This is a genomic window from Gaiella sp., from assembly GCF_035710885.1.
Taxonomy (GTDB): Bacteria; Actinomycetota; Thermoleophilia; order Gaiellales; family Gaiellaceae; genus Gaiella.
Map to the genome: position 1 here is coordinate 1 of NZ_DASTCS010000045.1, position 8,590 is coordinate 8,590.

At 71.4% G+C, this 8,590-nt stretch carries 6 protein-coding genes; 2 read left to right on the top strand and 4 right to left on the bottom strand.

What is annotated here, in order from left to right; translation table 11 throughout:
- The 4 genes from VFO26_RS10230 to VFO26_RS10245 all read right to left on the bottom strand — a co-directional run.
- Positions 1–1,345: FAD/NAD(P)-binding protein (locus VFO26_RS10230; protein ID WP_325114872.1), on the bottom strand; the 1,345-nt coding region annotated here is incomplete at its 3' end.
- A 61-nt stretch (positions 1,346–1,406) separates the two neighbouring features.
- Entirely contained in the window at positions 1,407–3,074 is a 1,668-nt protein-coding gene (locus VFO26_RS10235; protein WP_325114873.1) for an MFS transporter, read from the bottom strand.
- Positions 3,075–3,125: 51 nt separating this feature from the next.
- Entirely contained in the window at positions 3,126–5,963 is a 2,838-nt protein-coding gene (uvrA, locus tag VFO26_RS10240; protein ID WP_325114874.1) for an excinuclease ABC subunit UvrA, read from the bottom strand.
- A gap of 97 nt (positions 5,964–6,060) precedes the next feature.
- A complete protein-coding gene (locus VFO26_RS10245; protein ID WP_325114875.1) occupies positions 6,061–6,300 on the bottom strand; it encodes a hypothetical protein in 240 nt (79 codons plus the stop codon).
- Between the two features lie 27 nt (positions 6,301–6,327).
- Between VFO26_RS10245 and VFO26_RS10250 the strand changes: the two genes are divergently transcribed.
- Both VFO26_RS10250 and VFO26_RS10255 read left to right on the top strand, forming a co-directional pair.
- On the top strand, positions 6,328–6,972 hold the full coding sequence (locus VFO26_RS10250) for an HAD-IB family hydrolase (protein ID WP_325114876.1): 645 nt from the start codon (positions 6,328–6,330) through the stop codon (positions 6,970–6,972).
- 73 nt (positions 6,973–7,045) lie between these two features.
- Positions 7,046–8,545, top strand: a complete 1,500-nt coding sequence (locus VFO26_RS10255) for a carboxypeptidase M32 (RefSeq protein ID WP_325114877.1) — start codon at positions 7,046–7,048, stop codon at positions 8,543–8,545.
- Positions 8,546–8,590 lie beyond the last annotated feature (45 nt).

The window sequence follows — 8,590 nt, forward strand, 5'->3', positions numbered from 1 at the left end:
GCCTCGCCTCGACGCGGAGCTCCGGCACTGCGGTGTTCTCCCAGAGGCGGCCCTTCCGCGAGGGCCCCACGAGCGAGAGGCGGCTGCTCGCCCGGCCGTCGGCTGCGATCAGCCGGCCGTCCTCGTCGGAGTCGAGCCCGAGCCCGAGTTCGTCCGGGCGGATCAGCCCGTCGCGCCGGAGCGCGGCCACGAGCGGGTCGCGCACGCGTGCGAGGTCGGTGTCGGGGCCGGTGCAGTTGATCACCTTGCCGACGCGGAGTGACTCCGCGCTCCTCGCCCCGCGCCTGACGAACGTCGCCAGGACCGCATCGACGTCGTCGGACAGCCGCTCGAGCCGGCCCGCGATCACGTCGAGACGGCCGGCCTCGATCAGCTCCGCGACGCCGAGGGCCGTCTCCGGAGAGGAGCGGTGGCGGTGGGTCTCCCAGTACGGCCGCAGGTGGTCGAGGAAGCGGCGCCGCTCGACCGTGTCGAGGCGCTGCCAGAGCGCCGGGGTGTCGTGGCGGATCGATGTGACGACCTCGCGCCAGTCGACGGCCCCACGGGCCTTCTCCCGCACCTCGCTTCGGAGGCCGCGCAGCATCCCGAGCGCCGTGCCGGGCCACTCGTCGATGGTCTGCGGGCGATCGAGATGCGGCGGCGGCTTCGCGGACACCCTGTGCGGCTGGGGTAGGAGCCCACGCCGCGAGACTGCGTGGATCCGACCCCGGTGGTCGGCATCGCGCAGCGCCAGCGCGACGTCGCACATCGTGAGGCCTGTGCCGACGAGCAGCACGTCCTCGTCGCGGTCCATCTCGAGCGCGTCCCGCGACCACGGGTCGCGTGCGTAGCGGATGCTCTCGGCGAGAGCGGAATCGGCCGCGGATGGGTCCGACGGCGGGTAGTTGCCGATCGCGAGCACGGCGTGGTCCGCCCTCAGGACGCGACCGTCGCCCAGCCGAAGAGCGAGGTCGTCGGGGCTCTCCCGTACCGCGACGACCTCGCCGGCGACGCGGAGCAACGGCAGGCTCGACTCGCGGCGCGCGTGCTCGAGGGTCTCCGTGAGGTACTCCCCGTACAGCCGACGCGGGACGAAGGACCCTCCGGTCAGCGACGGCTCGCGGCGGCGGACGAAGCGCAGGAAGTCGTCCGGGTCGTCCTCGAAGGCGCTCATCCTGCCGGCGGGCACGTTCAGCGTGTGGCTGGCCGAGGGGGTCTGGTAGGCAACGCCGCCGACGTCCCGGTCTGCCCGCTCGACCAGGTGGAGACGGCCGACGGACGAAGGAGCGGCACGCAGCAGGTGGACCGCGATGGTCGTCCCGCTGAACCCTGCTCCGATGATCGCGACCGTGCGGAGGGGGCTCACGACGACGGAGGCTAGTCGCAGGGGACGAAGCGGCGCTGGTCCACGCGTGCGCCGCTCCGGCCTAGCCCGACGGGGCGGACGTCACCGCGAGCTCAGTGGGGGTCCGGGCCGCGACGAGGCGGCGGAGCGCTTCGTGGCTCAGCTGGTTCCCCGTCACCGAAGCGAGGAATCGCTCGCGGCCGAGCGTCCGCAGGACGACCGGCTCGTTGGCGGTGACAGTCGCCGTGCGGGGCACGTCGAGGATGAGCGCGAGTTCGCCGAACACGTCGGCCGGGCCGAGCTCGCGTAGCACCTCGCCGTCCCGACTGACCGTGAGGCGGCCCTCCGCGACCACGTACACGAGATCGCCGTCGTCCCCCTGCCGCACGATCACCTCTCCAGCCGCAGCGCGATGCTCCCCGAGCGACGACGCGAGCTGTCGCAACGCCGAGTAGGGAAGCGGCGCGAAGACCGTCGTGCCCTGGAGGAGCTCGAGCTCGGCGACGCTCACCTCCACCCCGTCGTCGATGCGCAGGAGCGGGCGGTGCGCGATCGCAGCGAGGACAGCGAGGAGCCCGCCGGCCGCGATCAACGCACCGCGCGCGCCGAGCGCGTCGATCGCGAGCGGGGCGAGGAGCGACCCGATGCCCACAGCTGCGATCACGACGAGCTCGAAGAGCCCGAAGACCCGGCCGATCACGCTCTCGTCCACGTGCTCCTGCATGCTCGTGAACCCCGCGACGTCGAGAAGGCTGTTCGCGAGCCCCGACAGCGCCAGGCACAGGAGGGCCACCGCACCTTCCGGCCAGACCCCGATCAGCACGAGCGGAAGGCCCCAGCCGGCCAGGGCGAGCTGGAACGGTCGGCCGAGCCGCCCACGGCCGACGAGGCTGATGCCGGCGAGCGCGCCGAGAATGCCGCCGACCCCGAACGCGGCGGTGAGGACGCCGACGCCCGATTCACCGATTCCGAGGAGCTCGATCGCGACGACCACCAGCAGCACACCGAGCACACCCCGCACCAACGCCTGAGCACCGAACAACGCGACGAGGAGCCGCACCGGCCGATTCCGCGCCAGTTCCCGCGCTCCCTCACGCAGCTCGCGCAGCACGCCGACCCGCTCGGCCCGGGACTCAGCGACCGACGACGGGCGGATGCCGGCGACCGCGACGAACGAGAGGAAGGAGGCCGCGGCGCACGCGCCGAAGACGGCGGCCGGAGTAGACACGGCGAGGAGTAGGGCGGCCGCCGCGGGTCCGAGCAGCACTGCGGTCGACTCGAACGTCAGCGCGGCGACGTTCGAGGCCGCGAGCTCTCGCGGCGTCCGCGCCAGCAGCGGCGCGAGCGCCAGGTGGCAGGGCCGGTGGGCTGCGAGCGGTACAGCCGCGAGCACCGCGAGCGCATACACGACGAAGGTGGCGCTCCCGAGCGCGAGAGCGGCGGCGGCGCCGAGACAGGCGACCGCGCGGACGACGTGTACGACGAGAAGGATCCGCTCGCGGCGGTAGCGATCGCCCACGACCGCGACGAACGGCGCAACGAACGCGCTCGGGACCATCCGGGCGAAGAGGACGAGGCCCACGGCGCCTGCTCCGTCCGCCTCGAACGCGACGACGCTCAGGGCGACGAGCGACGCCCACTCGGCCGCGTGGAAGCCGCCCCACGCCAGCTCTGCTCGACGGAGACCGGGGTTGCCCCAGAGCTCCCGCACCGCGGCGAGGCGGGCACCGATCGCGGTCCGCGTCCGCATCGCGCCGAGCATCTCAGGCGAGTGTCGCCGGCGTCCAGCCGGCTCCGCCGCTCAGGCGGCCGCGGCGGCAGGCGCGGCGAGCACGCTGCGCAGGAACTGGCCTGTGTGCGACTCCTCGACCTCGGCGATCGCCTCCGGCGTGCCCACGGCGATCACCTCGCCGCCGGCCTCGCCGCCCTCCGGCCCGAGGTCGACGATCCAGTCCGCCTGCTTGATCACGTCGAGGTTGTGCTCGATCACGAGCACCGTGTTGCCCGCGTCCACGAGCCGCTGGAGCACCTCGAGCAGCTTCTCGATGTCGGCGAAGTGGAGACCGGTCGTCGGCTCGTCGAGGATGTAGAGCGTCCTGCCTGTGGCGACCTTCGAGAGCTCGGCCGCGAGCTTCACCCGCTGCGCCTCGCCGCCCGAGAGAGTCGTCGCCGGCTGGCCGAGGCGGATGTAGTCGAGCCCCACGTCGTGCAGCGTCTGCAGCCGCCGGCGGATCTTCGGGATCTTCGCGAAGAATTCGAGCGCCTCCTCGACGGACATCTCGAGCACGTCGGCGATCGACTTGCCCTTGAACCGCACCTCGAGCGTCTCGCGGTTGTAGCGACGCCCGTGACACGTCTCGCAGGGGACGTACACGTCGGGGAGGAAGTGCATCTCGATCTTGATCTGCCCGTCGCCCTTGCACGTCTCGCAGCGGCCGCCGCGCACGTTGAACGAGAAACGGCCGGGCTTGTAGCCGCGCACCTTGGCCTCGGGAGTCAGCGAGTAGAGCTCGCGGACGTGCGTGAACAGGTCGGTGTACGTCGCGGGGTTCGACCGCGGCGTCCGCCCGATCGGCGTCTGGTCGATCTCGATCACCTTGTCGAAGCAGTCGATGCCCTCGACGGACTGGTGCGCGCCGGGCTTCGTCCGCGTCTTCAGGAGCCGGTTCGCGAGCGCCTTGTAGACGATCTCGTTGACGAGCGTCGACTTGCCGGAGCCCGAGACGCCCGTGACGCAGACGAGCTTGCCGACGGGGAACTCGACGTCGATGTCCTTCAGGTTGTGCTCGCTCGCGCCGAGCACCCGGAAGCTCCCCCTGTCATCGTCACGCCGCACCGGCACCTCGATCCGGCGCTTGCCGGAGAGGAAGTCGCCCGTGACCGATCGGTCGTGGCGCATCACCTGCGCCGCGGTTCCTTCGGCGACGACCTCTCCTCCGTGCTCGCCGGCGCCCGGGCCCATGTCGACGAGCCAGTCCGCCTCGCGCATCATCTGCTCGTCGTGCTCGACGACCAGCACGGTGTTGCCGAGGTCGCGCAGCCGCTCGAGCGTCGCGATCAGCCGCCCGTTGTCGCGCTGGTGGAGGCCGATCGACGGCTCGTCGAGGATGTAGAGCACGCCGACGAGCTGTGAGCCGATCTGCGTCGCGAGCCTGAGGCGCTGTGCCTCCCCGCCCGAGAGCGTGCGCGCGGCGCGATCGAGGTTCAGGTAGCCGACGCCGACGTCGTCCAGGAACGTCAGCCGCTCGCGGATCTCCTTCAGGATGCGCCGCCCGATCAGCTCCTCGGTCGGCGTCAGCTCGAGCCCGTCGACGAAGCGCAGGGCTGCCGTCACGGACTGCTGCGAGAACTCGTGGATCGACTTCTCGCCGACCGTCACCGCGAGCACCTCGGGCTTGAGCCGCGCACCGTGGCAGACGGGGCAGGGCCGCATCGACATGTACTCCTCGATGCGCTCCCTCTGCTGGCTGGAGTCGGTCTCCCGGTAACGGCGCTGGAGGTTCGCCAGGAGCCCCTCGAACGCCATCGTGTACTGGCGCTTGCGGCCCATCCGGTTGCGGTACGTGACGAGGATCCGGTCGCCGCCCGTCCCGTGCAGGAACCGGTCCTGCTGCTCACGCTCGAGCTCCCGCCACGGCGTGTGCAGGTCGATCTCGTACCGGTCGGCGATCGCCTTGACGACCGACTCGTAGAAGCCCTGGCCGCCGAGAGACCACGGCACCAACGCGCCTTCCTCGAGCGAGAGGCTCGGGTCGGGGACGAGCAGGTCGGGGTCGATCTCGAGCTGCGAGCCGAGGCCGGTGCAGCGCGGGCACGCGCCGTGCGGGGCGTTGAACGAGAAGATCCGCGGCTCCAGCTCGGGGAGCCCGACGCCGTGCTCGGGACACGCGAAGTTCTCGCTGAAGAGGTGGTATCCGCCGTCGACCTCGTCGACGGCCACCAGCCCGCCGGCGAGCGACGTCGCCGTCTCGACGGACTGGGTGAGGCGCTGGCGCAGGTCGGGCTTCATCACGAGCCGGTCGACGACGACCTCGATCGTGTGCTTGAACTTCTTGTCGAGGACGATCTCCTCCTCGAGCAGGCGCTGCTCTTCGTCGACCTTCACGCGTGTGAACCCGTCGCGGCGAAGCTCCTCGAGCACGTCGCGGAACTCGCCTTTGCGGTCGCGGACGACCGGGGCGTTGACGGTGAACTTCGTCCCCTCGGGGAGCGCGAGCACCTGCTCGACGATCTGGTCGAGGCTCTGCCCCGCGATCGGCCTGCCGCAGATGGGGCAGTGCGGCCTCCCGACCCGCGCGTAGAGGAGCCGCAGGTAGTCGTAGATCTCCGTGACCGTGCCCACCGTCGAGCGCGGGTTGCGCGAGGTCGTCTTCTGGTCGATCGAGATCGCCGGCGAGAGCCCGTCGATCGAGTCGACGTCGGGCTTCTCCATCATCTGCAGGAACTGGCGCGCGTACGCGGAGAGCGACTCCACGTAGCGGCGCTGTCCCTCGGCGTAGATCGTGTCGAAGGCGAGCGATGACTTGCCCGAGCCGGAGAGCCCGGTCACGCAGACGAGCGCGTTCCGCGGGAGCGCGACGGTGACGTTCTTGAGGTTGTGCTCGCGGGCGCCGTGAACGACCAGTTCTTCTGCGGGCATACGGAACCCAGTCTATCGCCAGAACATACGTTCGTCTAGCGTTCCCGAAGTGCCGCTCCGCGCTCCCCGGGCGACGCGCGGCGCTCGACTCTCGGCGTCAGGCCTTGCGGGCGCGGCGGCCGAAGACCAGCCCGCCGAGGGTGAAGCCGAGCCCGAACGTGCCGACCGCGAACGCGCCGACCGCGATGCCCTTCCGCCACATCGACATCTGCTGCCAGCGGCCGATCGCCTCGCGCTCCTCTTCGGTCAGCTTCTCGCCGCGCCGCTGCTTGCGCAGGGCCCCCCCGGCCTGGAGACCGAGGTAGAGGTCGTCGAAGATCTCCGGGCCGTCGGACACGAGACGAGTGTATAGCCTCGTTCGGCGGTGCCGGACTCGCCCCCAGCCATGCCCGTGGTCGCCGCGTTCGACGTCGACGGCACGCTGACGACCCGCGACTGCGTCACGCCGTTCCTCCGTCGGGCTGCCGGGACACGCCTCTGGACGACGCTCCTCCGTCACCCGGTCGCGCTCGGAGCCTCGCTCGCGCGCAGAGATCGCGACGGGCTCAAGCAGCTCGCGTGCAGCGCGCTCCGCGGTCGGGATGCGGCCGAGCTCGACCGACTCGGCACGTCATTCGCCCGGGAGGTCGCGTCCGACTGGCTGCGCGACGACACGACGGAACGGCTGCGGCGGCACCGGGAGCTCGGCCACACGGTGATCCTGGCCTCCGCGTCCCTCGAGCCGTACCTCGTCCCACTCGGGCAGCTGCTCGACGTCGACGGGGTCGTCTGCACGGTGCTCGAGCGCACTCCGGACGGCGTCCTCACGGGGCGCCTCGTCGGTGCGAACTGCCGCGGGGCGGAGAAGGCCCGTCGCGTGCGCGAGTGGCTCGACGGCGCGGGACTGGCCAACGCGGAGCTCTGGGCCTACGGCGACTCGGACTCGGACACCGAGCTCCTCGCCGACGCCGACCAGGGTGTCCGGGTGGACGGCGTTCGGATCTTGCCCGAACCCGGGCGAGACGCCTGATGTCGGTCATGGGCGCGCGCGCGGTTCCAGGGCTCGCGCGCGGCGCATCGCAGCCGTCTAGGATTCCGTCGCCGTGTCGGACGCCCTGAGCACCCTTCGGCGCGAGCTTGCGCAGATCGAAGACCTGGTCATCGCGGCCCGCGTGCTCGAGTGGGATCAGCTCGTGATGATGCCGCGCGGCGGTGCGGAGACCCGCGCCGAGGGCCTCGCGACGCTCAACCGGTTCGCGCACGAGCTGTTCGTCCGGGACGAGATCGGCGAGCTGCTCGACGAGCTGCGCCCCTCGGAGGCCGATCTCGATCCCGACTCGGACGAGGCGTGCCTGATCGCGGTGACGAGACGGGACTGGGAGAAGGCGCGGCGCATCCCCCCGGAGCTGCGCGGCGAGATGACGAGGGTGGCCTCGGCCGGGATGGAGGCCTGGGCGGAGGCGCGGGCGAGGGACGATTACGCGAGCTTCCGGCTGTGGCTCGACCGCACGCTCGAGCTCAAGCACCGCTACATCGAGTGCTTCCCCGCCACGGAGGACCCCTACGACCTCCTGCTGGACGACTTCGAGCCGGGCATGCGCACCGACGAGGTGCGCCGCGTGTTCGAGCGCCTACGGCCCGCGCTCCGCGATCTCCTCGCGTCGGCCGTGGACGAGGAGGTCGAGGCCTTCGTCGCCGGGCCGTACCCGCGCGGGGCACAGCACGAGCTCTCGCTCACGGTTGCCCGCGCCTTCGGCGCAACCGAGGATTGCTTCCGCCTCGACCCCACCGTCCACCCCTTCTGCATCTCGTTCGCGACCCGGGACGTCCGTCTGACGACGCGGTACGCCGAGGACGACCTCCACGGGAACTCGATCTTCTCGACGATGCACGAGGTCGGTCACGGCCTCTACGAGCACGGCGGCGACACGGCGCTCGACCGAACGCCGCTCGCGACGGGGTGCTCGTCGGCGCTGCACGAGTCGCAGAGCCGTCTCTGGGAGAACGTGATCGGCCGCTCGCTCCCGTTCTGGCGGTGGTTCTACCCACAGTTCCGCGACGGCTTCGGGAGCGTCCTCGCCGACGTGCCGCTCGAGCGCTTCCACCGCGCGATCAACCGCGCGCGGCCGTCGCTGATCCGGGTGGACGCGGACGAGACCACGTACGGGCTCCACATCATCCTGCGGTTCGAGCTCGAGCAGGAGCTTCTGTTCGGCGGGCTCACGACCACCGACCTGCCCGAGGCCTGGAACGCGAAGTTCGAGGAGCTGCTCGGCATCCGGCCGCCGAACGACCGTCTCGGGGTCCTCCAGGACGTGCACTGGTCGGGCGGCATGTTCGGGTACTTCCCGACCTACCAGCTGGGGAACGTCCTCTCGGTGCAGATCTGGGAGCGCCTCGTGACCGACCTGGCCGATGCGTACGAGCAGGTCGAGCAGGGATCGTTCGGCGCGATCCACGGGTGGCTGCGCGAGCACCTGTATCGGCACGGGCGCAAGTTCACGCCGGCAGAGATGACCGCGCGGGTCGCCGGCGGGCCGATCGACCCGGAGCCGTACCTCCGCTACCTCGCGGACAAGAACGCCTCGCTCGCGGCGGCGTAGCTACGCGGCCGCGCCGAAGCGCTTCTCGGCGCGGGCGCGCGCCTT